Source organism: Pseudomonas fluvialis, from assembly GCF_002234375.1.
Classification (GTDB): Bacteria; Pseudomonadota; Gammaproteobacteria; order Pseudomonadales; family Pseudomonadaceae; genus Aquipseudomonas; species Aquipseudomonas fluvialis.
On the sequence record NZ_NMQV01000010.1, the window covers coordinates 36,491 to 58,310 of the forward strand.

At 55.0% G+C, this 21,820-nt stretch carries 13 protein-coding genes; 5 read left to right on the plus strand and 8 right to left on the minus strand.

The annotated features are described in order from the left end of the window. Position 1: 1 nt before the first annotated feature. Positions 2 to 2,422, plus strand: coding sequence for a DNA topoisomerase (ATP-hydrolyzing) subunit B (gene gyrB, locus CFY91_RS06165; RefSeq protein WP_093985475.1), 2,421 nt, complete (start codon positions 2 to 4; stop codon positions 2,420 to 2,422). Positions 2,423 to 2,560: 138 nt separating this feature from the next. Here the strand turns inward: gyrB and CFY91_RS06170 are convergent, their stop codons facing one another. Further along, the gene (locus CFY91_RS06170; protein ID WP_093985476.1) at positions 2,561 to 4,798 is read right to left on the minus strand and encodes an NERD domain-containing protein kinase family protein; all 2,238 of its coding nucleotides are present in this window, start codon (positions 4,796 to 4,798) and stop codon (positions 2,561 to 2,563) included. A 70-nt stretch (positions 4,799 to 4,868) separates the two neighbouring features. Here CFY91_RS06170 and CFY91_RS06175 point away from each other — a divergent pair, with 70 nt between their 5' ends. Then, on the plus strand, positions 4,869 to 5,171 hold the full coding sequence (locus tag CFY91_RS06175) for a hypothetical protein (protein ID WP_093985477.1): 303 nt from the start codon (positions 4,869 to 4,871) through the stop codon (positions 5,169 to 5,171). Between the two features lie 4 nt (positions 5,172 to 5,175). On the opposite strand, the gene CFY91_RS06180 is transcribed toward CFY91_RS06175, so the two are convergent. The 5 genes from CFY91_RS06180 to CFY91_RS06200 form a co-directional block, all read right to left on the minus strand. Continuing rightward, on the minus strand, positions 5,176 to 8,313 hold the full coding sequence (locus CFY91_RS06180; RefSeq protein WP_093985478.1) for a BPTD_3080 family restriction endonuclease: 3,138 nt from the start codon (positions 8,311 to 8,313) through the stop codon (positions 5,176 to 5,178). Next, positions 8,313 to 11,315 carry a site-specific DNA-methyltransferase gene (locus tag CFY91_RS16190; protein ID WP_093985479.1) on the minus strand — a complete coding sequence of 1,001 codons (3,003 nt, stop codon included), beginning with the start codon at positions 11,313 to 11,315 and terminating at the stop codon, positions 8,313 to 8,315. The genes CFY91_RS06180 and CFY91_RS16190 overlap by 1 nt, the downstream gene beginning before the upstream one ends. A gap of 53 nt (positions 11,316 to 11,368) precedes the next feature. Further along, positions 11,369 to 13,786, minus strand: a complete 2,418-nt coding sequence (locus tag CFY91_RS06190) for a DEAD/DEAH box helicase (protein WP_093985493.1) — start codon at positions 13,784 to 13,786, stop codon at positions 11,369 to 11,371. A gap of 437 nt (positions 13,787 to 14,223) precedes the next feature. Beyond that, positions 14,224 to 16,443 carry a hypothetical protein gene (locus CFY91_RS16195; protein WP_093985480.1) on the minus strand — a complete coding sequence of 740 codons (2,220 nt, stop codon included), beginning with the start codon at positions 16,441 to 16,443 and terminating at the stop codon, positions 14,224 to 14,226. Positions 16,444 to 16,584: 141 nt separating this feature from the next. After that, complete coding sequence (locus CFY91_RS06200) at positions 16,585 to 16,869, minus strand: hypothetical protein (RefSeq protein WP_188390292.1); 285 nt, start codon at positions 16,867 to 16,869, stop codon at positions 16,585 to 16,587. 122 nt (positions 16,870 to 16,991) lie between these two features. On the opposite strand from CFY91_RS06200, the gene CFY91_RS06205 reads away from it, so the two are divergent. The 3 genes from CFY91_RS06205 to CFY91_RS06215 all read left to right on the plus strand — a co-directional run bounded on the left by CFY91_RS06205 (position 16,992) and on the right by CFY91_RS06215 (position 19,864). Continuing rightward, on the plus strand, positions 16,992 to 17,864 hold the full coding sequence (locus CFY91_RS06205; RefSeq protein WP_084342355.1) for a helix-turn-helix transcriptional regulator: 873 nt from the start codon (positions 16,992 to 16,994) through the stop codon (positions 17,862 to 17,864). A gap of 620 nt (positions 17,865 to 18,484) precedes the next feature. After that, positions 18,485 to 18,739 carry a hypothetical protein gene (locus CFY91_RS06210; protein ID WP_093985481.1) on the plus strand — a complete coding sequence of 85 codons (255 nt, stop codon included), beginning with the start codon at positions 18,485 to 18,487 and terminating at the stop codon, positions 18,737 to 18,739. A 75-nt stretch (positions 18,740 to 18,814) separates the two neighbouring features. Then, on the plus strand, positions 18,815 to 19,864 hold the full coding sequence (locus CFY91_RS06215; RefSeq protein WP_093985482.1) for a reverse transcriptase family protein: 1,050 nt from the start codon (positions 18,815 to 18,817) through the stop codon (positions 19,862 to 19,864). Here the strand turns inward: CFY91_RS06215 and CFY91_RS06220 are convergent. Further along, complete coding sequence (locus tag CFY91_RS06220; protein WP_093985483.1) at positions 19,861 to 20,091, minus strand: hypothetical protein; 231 nt, start codon at positions 20,089 to 20,091, stop codon at positions 19,861 to 19,863. The genes CFY91_RS06215 and CFY91_RS06220 overlap by 4 nt on opposite strands. A gap of 151 nt (positions 20,092 to 20,242) precedes the next feature. Continuing rightward, positions 20,243 to 21,544, minus strand: a complete 1,302-nt coding sequence (locus CFY91_RS06225) for a hypothetical protein (RefSeq protein WP_093985484.1) — start codon at positions 21,542 to 21,544, stop codon at positions 20,243 to 20,245. Positions 21,545 to 21,820 lie beyond the last annotated feature (276 nt).

Below are 21,820 nucleotides of genomic sequence, written 5' to 3' on the forward strand. Positions count from 1 at the left end.
CATGAGCGAGAACCAAACGTACGACTCTTCCAGCATCAAGGTGCTGAAGGGCCTGGATGCCGTACGCAAGCGTCCGGGTATGTACATCGGGGACACCGATGATGGCACCGGCTTGCACCATATGGTGTTCGAGGTGGTGGACAATTCCATCGATGAAGCTCTGGCTGGCTATTGCTCGGATATCAGCATCACCATCCATACCGATGAGTCGATCACCGTGCGTGATAACGGTCGCGGTATCCCAGTCGACATGCACAAGGAAGAAGGCGTCTCCGCTGCCGAGGTCATCATGACCGTGCTGCACGCCGGCGGTAAGTTCGACGACAACAGCTACAAGGTCTCCGGCGGCCTGCACGGCGTGGGGGTCTCAGTGGTCAACGCGCTGTCCAAGGAACTGGTGCTGACCATTCGCCGTAGCGGCAAGATCTGGGAACAGACTTACGTGCATGGCGTACCGCAGGCTCCACTCGCCGCCGTCGGCGACAGCGAAGGAACCGGCACGCAGATTCACTTCAAGCCGTCCGAAGACACTTTCAAGAACATTCACTTCAGCTGGGACATCCTGGCCAAGCGTTTGCGCGAGCTGTCTTTCCTCAACTCCGGTGTCGGCATCCTGCTCAAGGATGAACGCACGGGCAAGGAAGAGCTGTTCAAGTACGAGGGTGGCCTCAAGGCTTTCGTCGAGTACCTGAATACCCACAAGACCATCGTCAACCAAGTCTTCCATTTCTGCGTACAGCGTGAGGAAGACGGTGTGGGTGTGGAGGTGGCACTGCAGTGGAACGATAGCTTCAACGAGAATATCCTCTGCTTCACCAACAACATTCCGCAGCGTGACGGTGGCACCCACCTGGCAGGTTTCCGCTCTGCCCTCACCCGCCACCTGAACAACTATATCGAGCAGGAAGGCCTGGCGAAGAAGTTCAAGATCGCCACCACCGGCGATGATGCTCGTGAGGGGCTGACCGCCATCATTTCGGTGAAGGTCCCGGACCCCAAGTTCAGTTCGCAGACCAAGGACAAGTTGGTCTCCTCCGAGGTGAAGAGCGCAGTCGAGCAGGAGATGGGCAAGTACTTCGCCGACTTCCTGTTGGAAAACCCCAACGAAGCCAAAGCTGTGGTCGGCAAGATGATTGATGCCGCGCGTGCCCGCGAGGCTGCGCGCAAGGCGCGAGAAATGACCCGCCGCAAGGGTGCATTGGATATTGCCGGTCTACCCGGCAAGCTGGCCGACTGTCAGGAGAAAGACCCTGCCCTCTCCGAACTGTACATCGTGGAGGGTGACTCCGCAGGTGGCTCTGCCAAGCAGGGGCGTAATCGCAAGACCCAGGCCATCCTGCCGCTCAAGGGCAAGATCCTCAACGTCGAGAAGGCGCGCTTCGACAAGATGCTGTCCTCGCAGGAAGTCGGCACGCTGATCACCGCGCTGGGCTGCGGCATCGGGCGCGAGGAATACAACATCGACAAGCTGCGCTATCACAACATCATCATCATGACCGATGCTGACGTCGACGGCTCGCACATCCGCACCCTGCTGTTGACCTTCTTCTTCCGCCAGTTGCCAGAGCTGATCGAGCGCGGCTATATCTATATCGCTCAGCCACCGCTGTACAAAGTGAAGAAAGGCAAGCAGGAGCAATACATCAAGGACGACGAGGCCATGGAGGAATACATGACTCAGTCGGCTTTGGAAGATGCCAGCCTGCATGTCAACGAGAACGCCCCTGGCCTTTCCGGTGCAGCGCTGGAGCAACTGGTGGGTGATTATCGTGCCGTTATGCGTACGCTCAAGCGCCTGTCGCGCCTCTATCCGCAGGAGCTGACCGAGCACATGGTCTATCTGCCGCGTGTGAGTGTCGAACAGTTGGCTGACCAGGTTGCCATGCAGACTTGGCTGGATGCTTTTTCGGCTCGCCTGAAGGCTGTGGAAAAGTCCGGGCAGACCTATGAAGTCAGTCTGCGCGAGGATCGTGAGCGCCATCTGTGGCTGCCGGAAGTAGCCATCACGGCACACGGTCTGGCCAACTACATCACCTTCAATCGTGACTTCTTTGCCAGCAATGACTACAAGACAGTCACTCAGCTGGGCGAGCAACTGAACAACCTGCTGGAAGAAGGCGCCTACGTTCAGCGTGGGGAACGCAAGAAGCCGGTCAGTACGTTCAAGCAGGCACTTGAGTGGCTGATGACGGAAAGTACCAAGCGCCATAGTATCCAGCGCTATAAAGGTCTCGGCGAGATGAACCCGGATCAGCTGTGGGAAACCACCATGGATCCTGCCGTACGCCGTATGCTCAAGGTGACCATCGAGGATGCCATTGCTGCCGATCAGATCTTCAATACCCTGATGGGCGATGCAGTGGAACCTCGTCGTGACTTTATCGAAAGCAACGCGCTGGCAGTATCCAATCTGGATGTGTGAAGTGGTTGTAGGCGGGCAAAGTTATTTGCCCTTTCGGCCAAAGTTAAGCGGTTCGGCCAAAGTAATTTGCCTGTAGCTTGAAAGTAAAAGCCCCTGCTGACGTGAGTCCGCAGGGGCTTTTTGCTTAGACTGAAGTCGCTACTGGCCGGTGTTCCAGTCGGCCAAGAAGGCTTCAGTCAGGCGGTGCTTGGTCTTGTGCTCCTCAACGATCCCGGCAGATTTCATCTTGCTGAAGGTTGAATTCATCGAGGCTTTGTTAGCTTTATTGCCTGGTATACGCCTGGTTCTCAAGGCATCGATAACCCATTGGCTACGAATGCGGGGTCGTTGATCGTTCAACATGTCCACAACCAAGAACGTCATGTAGCCCTTGCTGATGCCCCATTTTTTGGCAAACGCGTCGGGTAGATCTTTGGTCTGCTGGGCAGTGATGTCCAGACCAAACCATGCAACGTAGTCATCAGCATGGAACGCAGTGCCTTCGTGCAGCAGCTTCGCTACTTTGGCTTTCAGGCCATCATTAAGCGCGGGGTGAGTGACTTGCTGTATCGCACGCTCAAGGTCGCCCCCTGCTTGCTTCAATACGCCTGGCTGTAGGCCATCCAGTAATGAACCCCAAAGCGCGTACAAATCTGCAAAAGCAGACCAGCCCTGTTCGATAACACCTGGAAATTTGTATCGAAGATCACCCACTCGACGATCTTCGGCTGGCAGGGAACTCATGCCGACCAAGGTAGCTCTGACGCCATCCACGAGGATGTTGAGCGGAGTTATGTTCCTATGGGTGAACCCCAGTCTGTGTAGATAGCCAAGCCCCGCGAGTAGTTGCTCAAGCCAGTTTCGGAACGCCTCAGCACTGATAGAGGCTTGGTCAAACAGCGTCTCACCACTCGCCCATGCTCGACTGATGAAGTAAGCATCGCTGTTCGGGATTCGAGCAAGATCGAATACCCGCTCCAGTGAAGGATGGTAGATCTGAGCGAGCCGATGATACTGATCAGCCACCAGCTCCCAAACTTCATCAGCATCGTCATAAATCTGAACCGCGCAATCGAAGCGTCCAGCGACGTGGCGAGACCGCCAGATGCTTGAGAAAGTATCCTCATCGACCTGCTCGACCAATTCATAACGATTGTCGAGAACTGCTCCTGGCTCAGCCTCAAAAGGAGCGTCTGATGAGGCAAGTGCAGTTGAAGCTCCCTCGCTCATAAGGCTAGCTATCAAGTGTGATAGGCGTTCTGAGGCCACCTGCCCTTCCGCATCGTTGCTTTCGGAGACTTTCCAGTGAAGAGTGTCGAGCAAGGGTTTAAACAGCGAGGTGATTAGGTCGATATCGTCGCCAGCGCTATGGTTGTTCAGGACATCGATAAAGCAAACCTCACCCGCGTCGGTGAGATAGATCGAGTTTGCGGAAACCCTACCCAGTGTGGCGCCACGGCGATGGATGCCCTGGATAGCTGTCAAGGCAGAAATCAGCGTCGACCTGGCTGACTCATCGGAATGCTTCGAGAGATCAACCAGCGAGAGCGGTTTGCCTTTGGGCATGTTGATCGGCAGAACCATCAGCTCACCATCATCAATCAGCGGCGCGCTGTAGGTCACGCCGGTTAAGCCAGCCAACTCTTGTAGTAACCGAAACTCGTCTCGCAATTGCGCTTGAAGCTGATCACGGCGCTCCTGGCTCTCGCAATTGGGCCGGTTCACGATTTTCAGCATCCACTTGGAGTTCCAGTTCTCCAAGTGATACTCCGCCATCCATAGCTCAAGGCCATTCTGATCGAGCAGGCACTGTGTTTTTTGGTACTGCTGGAATCTATTGTTTTCAGCTATCTGCTGACGCAATTGCCCAAGAGTGGCAAGGACAAGCTCACGTTGCGCATCGATCAGCTCGTACGCCTTGGTAGCTGTTAGCCCCTCAGCGCTGGTCAACGCCTTGGTGATCCCGTCTGGCGTCCACACTTGTAGGGAGGGCTCATCTTTAATGAGCGAGATGCTATGACCTTTATCGCCGGTCACAAGCACTACTCCCTGACACCACGGCGCATACAAACCAATACCAGCTCGGTTACGGATACGGCCTGCAAGCACGCGGGAGTTCTGGTTGGCCTTGCGCAACGCGTTATCAACAGGGCGACCATCCAGTAGCCAAACGTCCTTCCCCGCCTCTAGCGTCCCGCTGTAGCCCTTCACGTCGATTAAATACACGCCCCAGTCACCGACGACTACTGCATCGATCTCCATTGCTTGGCCGGTTTCTGTCAGCAGCTCGATGTTGGTCAGCAGCCAATAGTGATCAGGAAGCGCGTTCTTCAGCAGAGAAAATGCCCACTCTTCTGCGGCGTTGACTGGTTTGGCGAAGGGGACGTGCTTTGCCATGACTTACTCCTTGTCCTTACTACCAAAACCATCCGGTAAAATGGAGGGTGAGTTTTAAGAGAGAGACACCGTGAAACTGCTGAGTACCTATGACGATCATGACGATGCCAAGGAAGCTGCTGAAAAGCTGGTTGGCGAGAAACGCCTGGCCAGTGAGCGAGATTCCACCGTGGTGGTCTACAACCTGTTCGGAATTCCAAGCTGGGGAAATTTCCACCGGCTGGGGATGTATAACCTGGTCGAGTTGAAGGGGCTGCTGGATCGGAAAACCTCTTGGCAGCCTGAAGATGCCGTGCGCCACCAAGAGATCCTGGCCACTCTGAGTGCAGTGGCCAAGAACTATTCCCTGGAGATTCCTTCTCATTGGTTGTAAGAGGTTAAGCCGCGTTTCCTTGAAGCTTTTCCAGACTCAACTGATTGAGTTCCATACCTAGTTTTGAAGGATCCTGAACCACCAGGTAATGCCATAGCCCGTGCTCGCCGCTGCGGTTTACCGCATCAACCCAGCGCTGAGCTGCTTTGGCCTTGAGATCCGCGTCGTCGTTATATTGCCCCTTGATCTCGATAATGACCTTCAGCCCGATATCCAACTCTGCAATGAAATCAGGCACATAACTGTGCTTGATATTCTGTTTGCGGTAGCTGATGGCAAAGCCTAAACGGTCGTTCTTTACCCACTTCACGACGCCTGGGTGAATGTCGAGCAGAAAGCCTGCGCTCTGTTCCCACTTAGCCGTATCGGCCACCATCAAATTCAGATGGCACTTGGTGACTGCGCGCACAGGCTTGGTCGTATGAAAGTCCACGTACAGCGTGCTTCCGAGCCCGGCAGAACCCTGTGGAATGACCGGTAAGAACCCGTGCTTTTCCTCCGTACCGCTTTGCAAGGCGTTGTAGAGGCTGCCAATTACTGACTGGGTGTAGTTACCGCTGGCCAGTACATCGCAGGCACAAGAGTCGCCCTTCAGAACCAGCTTCTCTCGTAAGAACCGTGCACAGGCATTCAGTACCTTTGGAAACAGCGTTCCTATTGGCACACTATCGCCCCGCTCGGTTCGCCACTGCTTACAGATATCTTTAGCCAGGATAAAGGCGACCTGTTGATCGCGGAACATTGCGCGCCATTCAGCTAGCGATACTGAGGACTTCTTCCCGGCGCCAAAAGCGGTCAGGTTGCCATCAGGCGCGACCATCTGGCCAACCTGAACAGTCATGGGCAGAGTCAGCGGGTCGATAGTGACCTGGGCGACTTGAGACCAATCAACCACGACATCGAACTGGTTTACCTCCTGGTAGCCCATGACGATAGGGAAGTCGATGCGGTACTGCTCACGCTCAGGCATCGAGAAAATATGGTGCTGTTCGCGCTCTGAAACCGTCGGGTTAACCGAGCGGGTTTTGAATGGAACCAGCTCAAACGGCACACCAAAGACCTTGGCCGTTTCTTCTGTGAAGAGCCCTGTATCTTCATTGACGACATAGCTCGCACGACGGAGTGCACGCCCTACTACCTGCTCACAGAGCAGCTGAGAGCCAAATGGACGCAACCCGACGATATGGGTAACCGTGTTGGCATCCCAGCCTTCCGCCAGCATGGCTACAGAGACAATGCAGCGAATGTCTCGACCAGGCGGAATACGCTCGTCGATCCATTGCAGGCCTTGGGTATCGCCCTCTTCCTCATCGTCGTCGCTGCTGAGCTTGTCATTGTGCTTGCGCACCAGTTCTGACCACTCCTCAGGCACTTTATCGCCCGGCCATTTGGCCTTACCGATAGTGTCGAGGATAAAGCGCATACGCCTTACCTCATCGCTACCGCTGCCTGCCTCCATTTCCTCGGCGATCTTGGAGTCAACCCGAACGGTAAGCTCCTTGCCCGGCACATTGCGGAACCACTCGGGTGCCTCACCGTAGCCGCCTTCGTTGTTAGCGAGCCAACCATGGACTTCCTTGGCCACCTTGGTATCGCGGCAAACCACGATGAACACGGGAGGAATGGGGTAGCGCTGCTTCTCTTTATGCAACAGCTCCCACTCCTGGAACTTCTTGAACCAGTCGGTTGCGAGCAGGGTAATTGGCGTACTGGCATAGTTCATCACCAACTGCGGCGTGAGCTTTTTGCCGTGACCATCTTCTTCAGCTTTGGCTTCTACCCAGCGCCATACGTTGAAGTAAGCCGCTTCCTCGGTGCCCCCAACATCAGCTGTTGGCAGCTCTGGAATCTTCACCAAGCCGGACTCGATAGCGTCGAGCAAACCGAAGTCGGAAACGATCCAGGGGAAGGGCTTACCGACTTCGTTACCCGAGCCCTGGATGTAAAACGGCGTGGCGGAAAGGTCTAGGCAGAGATTGATGCCGTTCTTGCGACCGTTAGCCAGCTTGTTGATTCGGTCGAGACCTTCGATCCAAATGGTGGCTTCTTTGGCATTCTTCTTGGTGGTTTCTTTGTCGTCTTCGAGAGAGGTTTCGCCCTCTTCATCGAGGTTATCACCGCGACGATAGGCATGGTGCGCCTCATCGTTGAACACTAGCCAATGCGGACTGCGGCCACGGCCTGTGCCCAGCTCCTGGCGCATACGCTTGAACCAGGCTGCATCGGATTCAAAGTATTTAACTTCGACTTTGCCTTTGTCCTTACCCGACTGTTTGGTGATCTCAACGGCTTCGCCAGTCTTAACCACCTTAGCCGAATCACCATTGACGGTGTTGCTCTCCAGCTTGGCGAGTTTGTGCCAGTTGGCGATCATCACCTCGCCCCGGCGCAGCTCTTCCATGCGCTGTACGGGCACCAACTGGCGGGTACGGTAGAGCGACAAGTCGCCTAACAGCGGATCGAGTTCCTTGAGGCGTTCGCGGATGGTGACGTTGGGGCAAACGATCAGCACCGTATCGGAGAAGCGATCATCAGTCGGCGCTGCCACACGATTGAGAATCGACCAGGCAGCCATCATCCCCATTACGGTGGTTTTACCGGAGCCGGTTGCCATCTTGCTCGCGTAACGCGTGAAGGCGCGCAGCCCTTTGGCTTTACCTTCTGGGCCCGGTTCGTCCTTCGGAATCCCGAGGAGGCCCTTCTTGTAGACCTCAGCGGCCTCCACCAGAAAAATGATGGTTTCTGCTGCTTCAATCTGGGCAAAGAACAGACGTTGCCCGCGATCTTCGGCGCGCCACAGCTCGATTAGTTCTTTAGTGACCCGAGAGGCACCGTCATAAGGGGTGCCCGTCAACTTACCCGCTCGCCACTCATTAAGGCGCTGGCGGATCAGGTTGACCTGCCCTAGCTCTTCCTGGGAGCCAATGTCGGTTTCACCGAGCAGTTCGGCCTGCCGCTTGTTCTTGCGACCAGTACCGGCACCTTCTGGCACCCGGTAAAAGTAGTAGGCCGGGCGGCGGCCTTCTGCTTTGACAGGCGACTTACCGACAGCCACTTGCCAATGGTGAGTCGGTTCCGCATAAGGTGAGTTGATAATGGGTTCCGGTACTTCGCTGACCGGTACGGCGGTACGTCCGGTCATTACTCTGCCTCCGCCACGTTCAGCACGCGCATCAGCTCGTTACCACGCTCATCGATCACTTTGATGGCGATCTGGCCTTTGCTGTCAGCAACAAAGGGCTCACTGGTGGTACCGGCCAGGTGCTCCCATACGCTGTCGTTAAACTGCCCCTTGAGCGACTTTTGCAGATTGTCCCAGGCACCGGTACGCGGGAAAAACACTTGGCTGGCACAGAAGGCCATGCCGTTGTAGCTGGTATCGAGCATCCAGCACGGCAGGTTTTCCGGCTCAACCGACTCTGTGTCCATCGTGTCAGGGCGGAAGGTGTCGAGCCCGAGGAGTTCTACCTGGTACATCGCACGGCCATCATCACGCAGCCCAGCAGACACAATACGCGCATCCGGCAGGCCGGTAATGGAGAAAAGCTGGTCGGTGTGGCTGGTCTTGAGTAGATCGTCCATGGCCACGTCCGGCGTCACACTAATGTAGGTGCAGGGCAAACGCAGGCGCTTGCGATCATCCACCAGCTCACGCGCTTTGGCCTGGATGGCAAAACCAAAGAAGAACAGCTGACTGTATTTAAGGAAGTACGCCTCACTGGCTGCTTCAAATACCTGGTCGGAGCTGATCGCGCCGTCTTCAGGGCCAAAGACGATAGCGATACGTTGTTCCTGCTCGTCCACTGCTTCGGCATGCAGGAAGTCATTATCCAGCACGCGAACCTGCTCAAGCTTCAGGCTGCGATTGCCCGGCAGGCGCAGATTATGGCTGCGACGCAGAATATCGATCATGCGATCCAGATAGCTGCGCGCGTTGTAGCCAGCGGCTTGCTCTGCTGCCTGAGGGGTACCTTCTACTTCTAAGGAGTGAGCGGCTTGGATGGTAGCTTCGACAGTGAAGGGGCCGCAGACGCGAGTGATGCCTTTGTTTTCTTCTGGGCGGTCAACCAGAGTAACGGTTTCAGGTTCCTGGTTATTGGCAATCGACTTCAGGGTAATTCGAGGAACTAGGCCGCCGACTTCCTCGCCCTTACGGTTTTGTCTGCGCTTATAAACGAAGCCGCCGGCTGGGCCGCGCATCGGATCATTTAATTCATACCAAGGAAAACTCGCTGTTAACAAGCGTTGGCGAGCTAGTGCTAGAGGTATGCGTGACGTATCACATGTGATCCATCGGCGGCCAAGCTTTTCTGCAACATATGCAGATGTGCCAGAACCACAAGTTATATCTATGATTAGGTCGCCAGGATCTGTTGACATTTGCAAGCAGCGCTCAAGTACCTTAGTTCCAGTCTGGACGACATATAATCTTTCTTCAGCAAAGCCACCTGCTGCTGTGTCTGTCCAAAGATTGGATATAGGACGAAGTGGGAAGTCACTCCAAAATCTGACGAAGTATAGGGAGTTTTCAGTCGACTGGAGCCGACCAGCATCCGCTAGAGCTTGCATTCCTTCAGGGGTTGTACCCCACCATCTCTTTCCTGGCGTAAATTTTTGGCCATTATATTCAAAGGTGTATTTTGATCCGGGGCCTGGTTTAGTTAAGTTGTCGAACCTATATCTTTGAGCGCCCTCGGGGATAAGGCTTGGATTTTTTTGTTCTTCTGAAGTCACTCTTCTGACTTTTCCGTCTTGTAATTTCAGCCACGAATATTGTACGGAACTAGAAGCGTCCAGAGCTCTTTCATTATAGATAGAATTAAATTTGAGATTTTTTTTGTCTTTTGCATACCATACTAAATAGTCAAATGCGGAAGCCAGGCCGTTAGCCATGGCCAGTCCCGAGGTCTTTACAAATGAAATTATAGAAACTCGATTGCTGCGCCCAAATATTTCGTCGGCAATTTCTAGAACATGGTTTAGGTTGTCATCTGAAATTTGGACGAAAAAGCTTCCGCTAGAACACATAAGCTCTTTTGCGAGCATAAATCTATCGCGTAAATACCCAAGATAAGAGTGAATTCCCAACTCCCAGGTGTCTCTATAGGCTTTCACCATCTCGGGCTCACGAATCATTTCTTCATCTTTTCCATGCTTAACTTCACGCTTCCTTACGAACGGTTGAAAATTAGACCCAAATTTAATTCCGTAAGGGGGATCAAAAAACACCATCTGCACTTGCCCACCCATCCCTTCATACTCAAGCAAGGAGTTCATCACTTGCAGGGAGTCCCCGAGGATTAGGCGGTTCGCCCACTGCTCCTTATGGGTATAGGCATCGAGCTGGTCGGCAATGTCCTTGTCGGCGTTGTCGCCAAACAAATCCAGCATGGTGCCGGCGGCCCGGTGGGATTCGAGTGTCTTCAGGATGTTTTGCGTCGAATGCCGCTCATGGACAAACAGCGGTACGGTGGGCACGCTGATTTGCTGGCGTTCAGCTTTGCCTGCCCAATTGAGGAAAGGTTGGGTCAGGCTCTTGAGGCGTGCCACGCACTGGCTCAGGCTGTTAAAGCGTTCACCATTGCCCTTCCATACTTGTTCTTCGGTAAAGACGCTGGCCTCGCCTTTTTCGGCGGCTTCGGCGACCAGGTTGAGCAGCCATTCGGCAAAGTCGCGCTCGGCGTTTTCATCCCAGCACAGTTCAGGTGCCAGGCTGGAGTCGTAGCGATACTGCTTGGGGGGCTTTCTGGCGTTGAATTGCTCTTGCACGCCTACATCTGGGCGACTGGTGGCCTTGGTGTCGTACTGATAGGTGGCGTAAGGGTCTGCGCCCAGACCGGAATTCGAGGTCGTCTGGTTGTCTTCAGGCTGTGGGCGATGTTTGGCCAGTACCTGGTCTGCCAGAGATGAGGGTTTGCTAGCTGAGGGCTGCGCCAGAAATACCGAGCCACCACGGCCTTGGCCTTTACCCAGCATGCCATTGGCAATCAGGGCATCGCGAACGCGCCAGTAGTCCTCTTCGCTGAAGCCGAATGTTGCTGCTTCGCTCAGCTGCTGCTGAAGCTTGATATTGCCAATGCTACTGCCGTCCTTCGGGAGTAATTGAAGGATCAGCTCGTGCAGTTTGGCGTCGTGTTGACTCATGGTGTTCTTCCTTAACTAAAACGGTGCGGCGCTTAGGCCTAAAGTGTGTGAACTCAGTGCTGCTGCGTCCAGCCTGCGGCAGCCCAGTCCAAATTTTCGGGTATCAGGTAGCGGCTACTGGCATCAGCCAGTCGCTGGTTAGCTGTTTCTTCTGCAACCTTGAACAGCCCTTTGGAGGCTTCAGGGTCGGGGATAAGGCTGCTGTGTTCGGCAGGGCTCAGGAGCCATTGGCTGGCTTTTGCAGGGTTCAGTTTGGCTTTGCCACCGCTAACCTGAATGGCAACAAATTCCTGGCGCATACGTTTGCCCTGGGGGCCTTGCCAGCGCAGCATTGCGCCAAGCAGAGCACCCTCTTCTAGCTCTGGTGTTTTTAGCATTGCAGTTAAACCACCGAAGTCGTGCTCACAGGCTTTACCCAGCAGGTACTGCATCAGCTTGGAGTTGAGGTCGAGCATATGGGTGTCAGGGCGATTGGCCGCGAGCATGCGATCCAAGGTCACGTCCATGCGTTGCGAGGCTTTCGGCGACAGCCCCATGTCGCGCATCACCTGCTCGGACAATCGAATACGTAAAAGCCGCTCTTTATGGCTGCGCTCTGCGACCTCGATGCCGAGTTGTTCGAACATTCCCAGGACGAAGCTGTAAAGGTGCTCGACGGTGATTTCCAGTTCGTCGCGTAGCTCATTGGGGTCGCTGGTGGCGGCGTGCACAAACAGTTCTCGTTGTTTGGCGGCAGCTGTGCGTGCCTGCTTTAACGCCTCATCGATACGCTCACGGGTTCGGTCGATGCCGAGTTTTGTGGCTTGTTGTAGGATCTCTTCCACATCAATCAACTCGGCCAGCTGACCGAGGATTTCGTCTTTCAGACCATCATTGAATTCATGCTGCTGAACCTCGGCTAGGTCAGTCACCACGCTGTCGATCCGCTCATACATCAGGTCGACGATATTCTGATCCAGGCTGTCGGTTTGCTGGATGTTGAACACGACCACTTTCTTCTTCTGCCCATAGCGATACAGTCGGCCAATGCGCTGTACGAGGCGCATAGGGTTCCAGGGCAAGTCATAGTTGACCATGATGTGGCACTTACTCTGAAGGTTGATGCCTTCCCCGCCTGCCTCAGTCGAAATCAGAAAACGCCCTTGTTCTTCAAAGCGCTTGATGGTTTCACGCCGTTCGGCATGCTGCATGGAGCCATTGATTAACCCGACCTGATCACTGCCATAGTGCTCTGCTAAGGCATCCCGCAGATAGTTTTGAGTAGTGCGGTATTCGGTAAAAATCAGCACTTTCTCATCGGCATTGGTTGCGTGAATTTTGCCGATGATTTCTTCGATAAACAGCTTCAGCTTAAGGTCATTCGCCTTTAGTGCGGCGGCCTCAGCAATCAGATCTTTCAGCAGCTGCACCTCGCCCGCAAAGAACTCGCGTGCGTCGCTGGTGAACTGTTCTTCCCATTCCCCCAGGTAGCGCTCATCGCTGGGCTCTTCAGCAGACGTACCGTTTGCTTGATCGTCGAGCAGGCGCTGAAGGCGGTTGCACAACGCCCGATGAATAGCCGCTGCACTGGAGGCTGCCAACTTGCGGTAGACGGTCATCACGAACCCAATGGCGTTGCCTTTACGGCCTAGCGATTCACCTGCGCTGTAGCCTTTGCGCAGATAGTCCTGAAGCGTTTTATCGAACTCGACGGACTCCAGGCTGCTGGGCACCTGCAAAGCCTTGGTGATCTTACCTTGGAAGATGAAGTTCCCTTCTGCGTCCGTTACGTCGGCTTTGTGGTTGCGGAATACCATGTCGTGCAAGATTTCAGGTTTCAGGTTGAGCGCCATCAGTTCGGTACGACGCTCAGGGCGCAGCAGCTCTAGCAGTGCAACGAACTTGTCCTGCATGCCCTGGTGGGGGGTCGCACTCAGCAACAGCATGTGCTTGGTTTGGCTGCGTAGGTTTTTCGCCAGGTCATAGCGTTCCGAACTGTCCAGCTTTTGCCCGTACTGGCGGCGGCTGAGTCGATGCCCTTCGTCAAAAATCACCAGATCCCAAGGCTCTGCCTGGAGCAGGCTTTCCAAGTGGCCCTCCTGCTTGAGTCGATCTATGGAGCCGATGACACAGTCGTGCATCTTCCATTGGCGAGGCTCATTGATGAAAAAATCCTCGCCATAGATCTCGAAGTCTTCGAGCTTGAACTTGTGATATAGCTCTTCCTGCCACTGCTTGGTTAGGCCAGCGGGCGTGATCAGCAGGATGCGTTTGACCAGTTCTCGTTGCCGCAGTGCATGCAGTAGCATGCCGGTCTCGATGGTCTTACCAAGGCCCACATCGTCCGCGATCAACCAGTTGAAGTTGCCTGAGGCGAGGATGTGGTGCACCAAGTGAATCTGATGAGGAAGCGGCTCAATCTCAAGGTGAGAAAGGGCGCCAGTGTTTTCATTCCATACTTTGATGGCATGGGCCAGCATCCGCAGGCGCATGCGTTCAGCATCAACTGCTTCACCTTTGCTGGCGGTGACAAAGCGATGTTTAACGCCCTTAACCTGACGCAGATATTGATAGGGCAGCCAATGGCGCTCACCTCGCTCAGGAAAGTCGACCAATACTTGCTCGCTGCCTGCCAAGGTACGCTGCTGCATGATGACGCCCTGCCCTAGTGAGCGAACACCGCTACCAGGGGTTTCGTCGACCACGTCCATGCCATTTTGAAAGCCCGAGCGCACGGCATATGCATCGACATAGGCCAGCTTCTTCTCCGGACTGAACCAGTGAACCTGAAGCTGATCTTCGGCCTCTTTAGCAATGGCCATTTTGACGATGCCCCGGCGTTCACTCTGGCCGCTGGGTAATGTTTGGCTGACCCAGCAACCTGGAACGTGGGTAAGTCTGAGGGGCTTCATGGGCTAGTCCTTTATCCTTACGGCTCAATGCTTGGCGAGGGTTGGTCGGTATTCTGTGCGTGTAAGTCAGATGCTAGCGGCGCTGCTGACCATTGAGGCGGTGCTTCATCAGCATCATCGTCAATGCTTTCTTCCTCGGTCTCAATGTCGCTAGGCATATCTGCATCATCAGCCTGTTTCTTCGAGCGTTTTTCGGCATTGAGCGACGGCGTTTCTTCTACTGGTGGCTTGTCACTGAAGTAGCAGCCGGGCTCCTGCGGGTGTTTGGTTTGAAACACGCCATAGCCCCTAAGAATTTCGGTTTTCTCACACTCCAAGGTGTCGTACAGACCTAGATCGCTGTATTCCTCGGCAGGTAGCTCGCGAGGGTCGCAGAAGTCAAAGTGCTGGCTAGCGGGTAAGCAACCTTGGAGATTGGCGAATCTGAACCATAGGTATCGAGCAAAGGCCCTAAAAGCACGGCGTAGGGAGTTGTTCTCATACCAAGTAGCAAAGAGGCTTTCGAGGAAGACCTCAATTTCTTCCACCTGCGGTAGTGACTCAAATGAGCGCACGATCAGCAAGGCTGTAGGCCAGGACAGCACTTGGTGAGAAAGGCGACTACTGCCGGTCTTATCAAAAGCAATCCAATAAATATCGTTCTCGGCCCAGATCACCTTGATATGCGCTGCGAGGATTAACTCGTCAGGGGTGAGCCCTTTATCGATTTCTCTCTCCAGGGCAAGACGAGTTGCTCCCCAGCCGCTCATGACAAAAATCTGCTGAACTAGAGGGAGAGTGCTGATTGACCAGTTGGCTCTACCGATCAACTCGGCGGCTTTCTGTAGCGCACGATCTTCGCGTGAGAGTTTGTCGGCTAACCCATCAGCCTTGTCATCAGCTTCAGGATCTTCGCTATCGAAAACTTCATCCGGGTCAAAGGCGTATGCCGCATAGTCGTCATCCAGATCGCGGAAGTCGTCCACAACATCTGGGATGTCTTCTTCCTGCTCTGCCCCAAGCTCGTAGATCGACAGATCCTGTAAGTCATGATCTAGGTCGATGGGATCTTCCTGATCTTCAAGCCCTGAGTTCGGCTCAGGTGAAGTCGGGGTGTTTAGCGCTAGCTCGGTGTGCGCGGGGTAATCCTCATCCTCATCGTTCTCGTCAGATATTTCATCGCGAGTTTGAGACGGGGAAGCAGGAACCTCCAGAGCTGACGATGTTGTAGGCAGCAATGAAGACTCATCGGAGTCCGATGGTTCTGGAGCGCCCAAGTCTGTTGGTTGAGCAGGGATTAGTGAGCGCCCCGATCTGTTGAATACCTTGACTTTGGCTGATCCTTCTCCTGCTTCCGTCTCCTTCCGTGGATGGGCGAGCTTGAGAATGGTTTTTGTGGCGGAGGACAGGGCGTTCTCATCCCCAGTCACATGCGCATCGGAGGAGTCGTCTGTGGCAGCTGGAGCCGTACTTGGTGCGTCACTGGCTTCGGGCTCATCGAAGAATGTTGAAGCTTCAGGCGGCGTTGATTCTGATTGGCCCTCCCACCAGCCGTCAGTTTTCAAAGCAGGATATTGGGACGCCGTGTTCTGAATGAAGGTAAACGAATCATCGACTGTCTCGGTCAACGCCTTGTTGGTCGGCGCTGTTGGGTTTTCTAGAGGCGTCAGATGCTCAGCTGAGTCATTGAGGAATGCCAGGTCACTTTCTGTTGGCAGGTCGTCTGTCGACTCTTCAGGCTCAGTCTCGACAAAGGCCTGCTGTTGGCGTTTCAGGAGGAGAGCACGCTGCATGGCCTTTGCCCCATCTATGGGGCGGCGTTGCAGCATGTACACACGGCTGAGCAGATTCAGGGAATCAGGCTCTTCAAACGTTTCAATGGCTTCCAGGAGGAGCGACTCGGCAGCCTGCAACTTGCCAGACGCGACCAGGTCGTTGACGTCTTTGATGAGCAGTTCTTTGCTGCGTTGCTTGCTCTTGATCGAGAGCATTTGCGGTGCGCGATGTTTTTTGAAGTGGAGAATCAGTTCAAGCCTGCGCCCTATATCATCCGCTGACTGATGACTTCTCAGGAATTCGGTAAGGAGTGCCCTGGCTGTGGCGTGCTGCCCTTGAGTAATCAGAAGCGAAATGGCTTGGAGCAGGCTTTCCGAGGAGTGGCCTTTCAGGCACGCACGGATCTTCGTCTCCAGTTCTTTTGGATCCGATGCGGCATAGCTCCACAGTTCGTCTAACAGCGCTTCCCAATCCATTTCCATACCGACTCCGTGACGACACAGCACAGCCCTTCGCAAATCGTGGCGCGTAGGGTTAGCACTGCCTCATAGGGGTGTGGCCTGTGTCGTCCGTCACATTATCCAGACCGACCTTGTGGGTAAAGGCAAACAGCCACCAGAACGTTAATTTCTTGTCCGCCCGGCCAATGCTTGTTCGTTGCCGGATTCGCTCACATCAATGCGTCTCGAAAGCTGTATCAGCTCTGCCTCATGGGCTCGAAGCATGGCTTTCAGCTCTGCGTTTTCGTGCTCCAGCCCAATGATCGTGCGAAGGCGTAACTCGCTTATTTGGGTCTGGCCGTTGAGCAGGTTTTGAATGGCCAAATTTTTTTGGCGCATGACCAGGCAAATCAATCCCGAGATTGCTACGGCGAGAACAACTAGCTCTCCATAAACCCACGGCTCCATGTGGTCTCCCGTGAAATTTCCGCAGATCGAATTGAACTGCCGGGTACACCTTATGTAAGGTTAAGCGACATAGAAATATTGGTTACATGAACAGGTAAACTTTCTAAGCAGGATGCCCTCGTATGAAGCGCAAGCAATCCATAGCCAGTGTTCGTTGGGATCTGGCGCTACGCTACCGATTGATTGAGACCATCGCGCTGTGGGAAGGGCGCCTGACCACGGGGCATTTGATGCAGAGCTTCGGTATCAGTCGGCAGCAGGCCTCGAAAGACATCAACAGCTATCTGGCTGACTACGCTCCCGGCAACCTGGACTACGACAAGCACATCAAGGGCTATGTCCCCAGTCGTCGATTCAGCCCACTGTTCATCGATGACAGCGCCAGTGCCTATTTGCACTTGCTGAACCAGAACAGTGAGCGGGCACCACACATCGAAGGCTTAGCGCTGGCTTACGCGCACACCGAAGTTCTGAATGTGCCGGATCGTTCGGTTAGGCCTGAAGTCCTACGCCCGCTGTTGCGTGCCTGTCGTGAGGGGTTACGCCTTGAGTGCGACTACGTTTCTTTGGCCAATCCTGTAGCCGAAACACGCCTGATCGCACCACACACCCTGGTCTATACCGGCATGCGCTGGCACGTGCGGGCCTACTGCGAAAAGAACCGCGACTACCGCGACTTTGTCTTGAGTCGCTTCAGGGGTGAGCTAGACGTGCTTGGTGAGTCCGACCAAGGTCGCGACGCGGATGACGGTTGGAATAGTGAGGTCGAAGTGGTGATAGAGCCTGATCCTCGGCTGAAACCCGATCAACGCAGCATCATCGAGGTGGACTTTGGGATGCAGGCTGGGCAGCTGAAAGTTGCGACTCGCGGGGCGCTGGTGCAATACGTGTTACAGCGCTATCAGATCGATCCGCACAAAGTTCAGACCAAGGCTAGCGCCCAACAGATTGTGGTGAGCAACCTCGATGAGCTGGGCGTTTGGCTGTACTCCTAGGGATGCGAGTTTATTCCGCCGGGCCGTAGGCAATTCGAGCGAGCAACCAAAGCACCCCGCCCAGGGTAGCAGCGAGCATTCCTGCATCAATTGAGCTGATCATCCACATCGGACACCTCCAGGTCGTGTTGATGATGACACTACCGGCTTGTGTTGGAGTCATCGACCTGTCGACTTTTCGTACGTAAACGTTTGGGACAGGTATCGGTTGCGACGCAGTGATGTCCAATGCTGCCTGAATCATCGGGTCAGATGAGGTTGAAATCTGCCCCTTGGCTCTGTGAAACTAGCCTGGCTGGGTGTTACCGCCCAGGTGCTCTTTAAACATGGTTATGAATCGGGCTTGCAGTTGGTGGTTAGGAAACTGACCAGCTCTGGTGTTCTCCAGGGCTACCTTCGCCCCACAACCTGTCGTCACCCCGATGTGCTCAGCGCTGAGGGTCACGTGGCAAACGTCACGTGGTTATCAGCGAGGCTTCATCGGCTAAACGACAGTAAGGCGGCGGACGGCTTATCAATTCTTGATAAGCAGAACTGTGGTTTGTAGCGGCATCTTCAAAGTTCCATTCGGCCCGAAGTGCTTGGCGGCGGGGCAATTTCGCCCGTCTGGAGCAATAACCATGAAACGTTTGAAGAACGCTGTCGGTCGTACCGATCAGCACATGCACAACATTGAAGATGCCCGCCTCAAAGGTGGAACCGAGCCTCGCCAAGAGCCGGAACGTAAAGGAGTCAAATGGCTGAAGAAGGTGGCAAAATTTGCTGCCAAAGTTGGCCTTCAGCGCCTTGCGGTATGGATCCTGGAAGACCCGGAATCCGCTTGGGATTACCTCCTCCTCAAGGTGGGGGAAATCCTTGGGGGAATCGCCTCATGACGCAACAAACCACATCATTCGAATTCCAGTGAGGCCGATCCAGATGATCGGCCTCACGTCATTTTGGGATAGGACATGGATGCTCCGCGTTACCCCTGCAAATCCATTCACAGCCTGAAGGCCCTCTCTTTGGCGCTTGGAGAGCCTGTCGAGCTGCTCCTGAGCCTCGCCAAACGCAGCTCAAATCTGTACCGCCATGTCCCACAAACCAAGAAAGATGGAAGCGTGCGACACACGTACGATGCTCACGAACCACTGAAGAAGGTTCAGCGCAAAATCGTCGATAAATTTCTGGCTCGGGTTCGCTACCCTGACTACCTCCACGGTGGGATCAAAGACCCCAATTCACGCCGGAGTATCTATTCCAATGCCCGGATACATGGAAAGGCTAAAACAATCCTGCTTCAGGACATCAAGGACTTCTTTCCGTCCATCGGCGTGCAGCATGTGCAGCAGATTTTTTCCGGACTCTTCGGCTTTTCTGACGAGGTGGCTCAGGTACTGGCGTTGCTCACCACCCGCCACGGCGTCGTTCCCCAGGGCGCGAGCACCAGTGGTTATCTGGCCAACTTGGTGTTTTGGGATACTGAGCCTGCTCTAGTGGCTCGCCTGCACGCGCGAGGCCTTAAGTATTCCCGTTTTGCCGATGACATTACGATTTCTGCCATGACGACTCTGGAGCGTTCAGCACTGACGGGGTTGGTCGCGGCAGTGACCGACATGCTGGCGAAGAAAGGTTGTCAGCAGAAGCGCACCAAGCTGCACATCCGCAAGCGCGGTCAATCGCTTTTGGCGAAGCCGAAAGTGGAGGCGGGCTATGAGCCGCTGACGGTCACTGGGCTTTCGGTCTTCAATGAGGCACCGGGTCTGCCGAAGGCAGAACGTAAAGCTATTCGTGCCGCGGTTAAGCAGGCGGAAGATCAAGCAAGCCAAGGCGCCAGTTGGGCACAGTTAGAACCGACGTTTCGCAGTGTGATGGGGCGTGTCGGACGTCTGATTGCTTGCGGTCATCCCGATGGGGAGCGCTACAAGCTGCGCCTCAAAGCTTTGAAGACGCGTTGTCAGGTGCCGCTTTTGGATCGCTATGCGGCAGCTGCGACTGGAGCGGATGTTCCAGTGGTTTAGAGTTCCACTGTTAGCGCCTTGATCCCCACGCCTTCACAAAATCGCCCCACCGCCGTCAGCGAGCGCCAGAGTCTCACCGGCTCGCGTCGCGAGCGCACCGGCAGCCATTTCACCCCGAGGCGCAGCTCCAGGCGCCAAGCCTCGCCTTCGCGCAGCGCGCGAAATTCCCGCGCAGCCCCGGTCTCGACCAGCGCCTGCAATGTCTCCTGCTCGATGGCTCTTTTCATGGCCCCCTACCCTCGCGTCAAACCAGTCCCCAGGGTTCCGGTATAGCGCAGGGCCTCGGGCCGGATACCGCCATCGGTCGAGCGGTCACCGGCATGGGGTCAGGTGAGGGGGCGTATTAAACAGAACGTCCTATTACGCGCAGTGGCGCTGCTAATGCAGCGCACTGAACTCCGGCACAGGATCCACAAAGCGGCCTCGCTCCGGGAATTTGACCGTGAAATTGTCGCGAATCAGCTTCAGCTCATGATCAGACGCCACGGACTCTTCCCAGCCCGGCAGATAGCTGAGGCCCATGACTAGGGCGCGGTGCTTGAGGCGCTTGTACAGCGGGCGCTTGCCCAAGTAGGCGGCCAATAGCAGGGCTTCACGCAGAATGTCTTTCTGGGTTTGGCCTGAGCGGTAGAGGGCCAGGTCGGCAGCCTTTTCGAAATGCAGGAGCGCCGTTTCTAATTGCCCCGCCAGCACATGCCAGCGGCCCTCCAGCCATTCCAGATAGTAGGTACTGATGCCGTCCGGGTCGTGGTGGCCCAGGAGCAGGCGGAATTGATCCAGGGCGAAGCGTGTGCGGGCCTGGTCGCCGAGGGACTTTTCCGTGGTGCGCTTCAACTGCTCAAACAGCAACAGGCCGCTTTCGACCAGTTCACGCTTATGTTCTGCGGCCTGAATATTCAGCGTGGAAAGCATCACGCCGATATCGATGATGGGGAGGTCGCTCAACACCTGCTGGAGTATGCAGTGGCGTAAGCGGACATAACTCAAGGCTGCGCTTTCGAAGACGACTAGGGCACGTGCGACGATTAGCCATTCGGTGAAGGCGCGCAGCAGCAGGGGGCGAGCCATGAACTGCGCCTGCAATTTCTGATGAAGCAATGCGATGCTCTGAAGATCCGGCAGCTGTTCGCCTTGTCGCCAACGGCGGATCGCTTCGCGTCCGTTCTTGTTCTCGCCGGAAGCATCAGGATATAGGTACTGGCCCAGATGGTTGGGCGCTATTTCCAGCTCGCGTTCCAGCCAGGCCAGGGTAACTTCTACAGGGTGGTGCTGCTCATCTAATAGCTGCGGCAAGGATGGACTGGGGATTGCCTTGTGCATTTGCAGGAGAAAGGAGCCGAGATAAGGCGCCAAGAAATGCTCTGCCAATACAGGTAGCGCTTGCTCACGAGTTAAGGCGTCCAAGGCTATGGTCTTGATCAGTTGCATGTAGTTTTCTTGCAGGGCCTCGACCGCCGAGGCAACAAATCGAGCAAATTGCGCATTACTTCTGCTGCTCAACGGCGCTTCGAGCAGTTCATCGCGCAGTTGTGTCAGTAGTTGCCAATCAAAATCCCCTTCCCGAGCCAGCTTATCCACATGGCGGTTGCTGGATTTGGTATCAAGTGCCTTCGCCAAAAGGCGGTAGCACTCTCCGAGTCGTGGGTAGGGTGGTCGTAAGGTGTAATGTTCTTTGGGCATAGCGGCGGCACGCTCTTCGTCCGTGTTGACTACCCGCTGCCAGCAGCGGGCAGTGTGTCCTGGTGGTTAGGTTTTGGGCCCTTGTCCCCGGTTGCCACCTGATTTATGCCCTGGCACTTTGCTTGGCCAGTTACCTCCAGGGAAAGCATTACTGGGTGCCGGTCGAGAATTATTTTGTCCTCCATTGCTGGAGGGCTTTCCGCTAATACTTTTGGCCATCTGTGCGGTGAGTTTGGGCGTCTGACGAGTCATGTTGCATCTCCTGGGTAAGTAGCA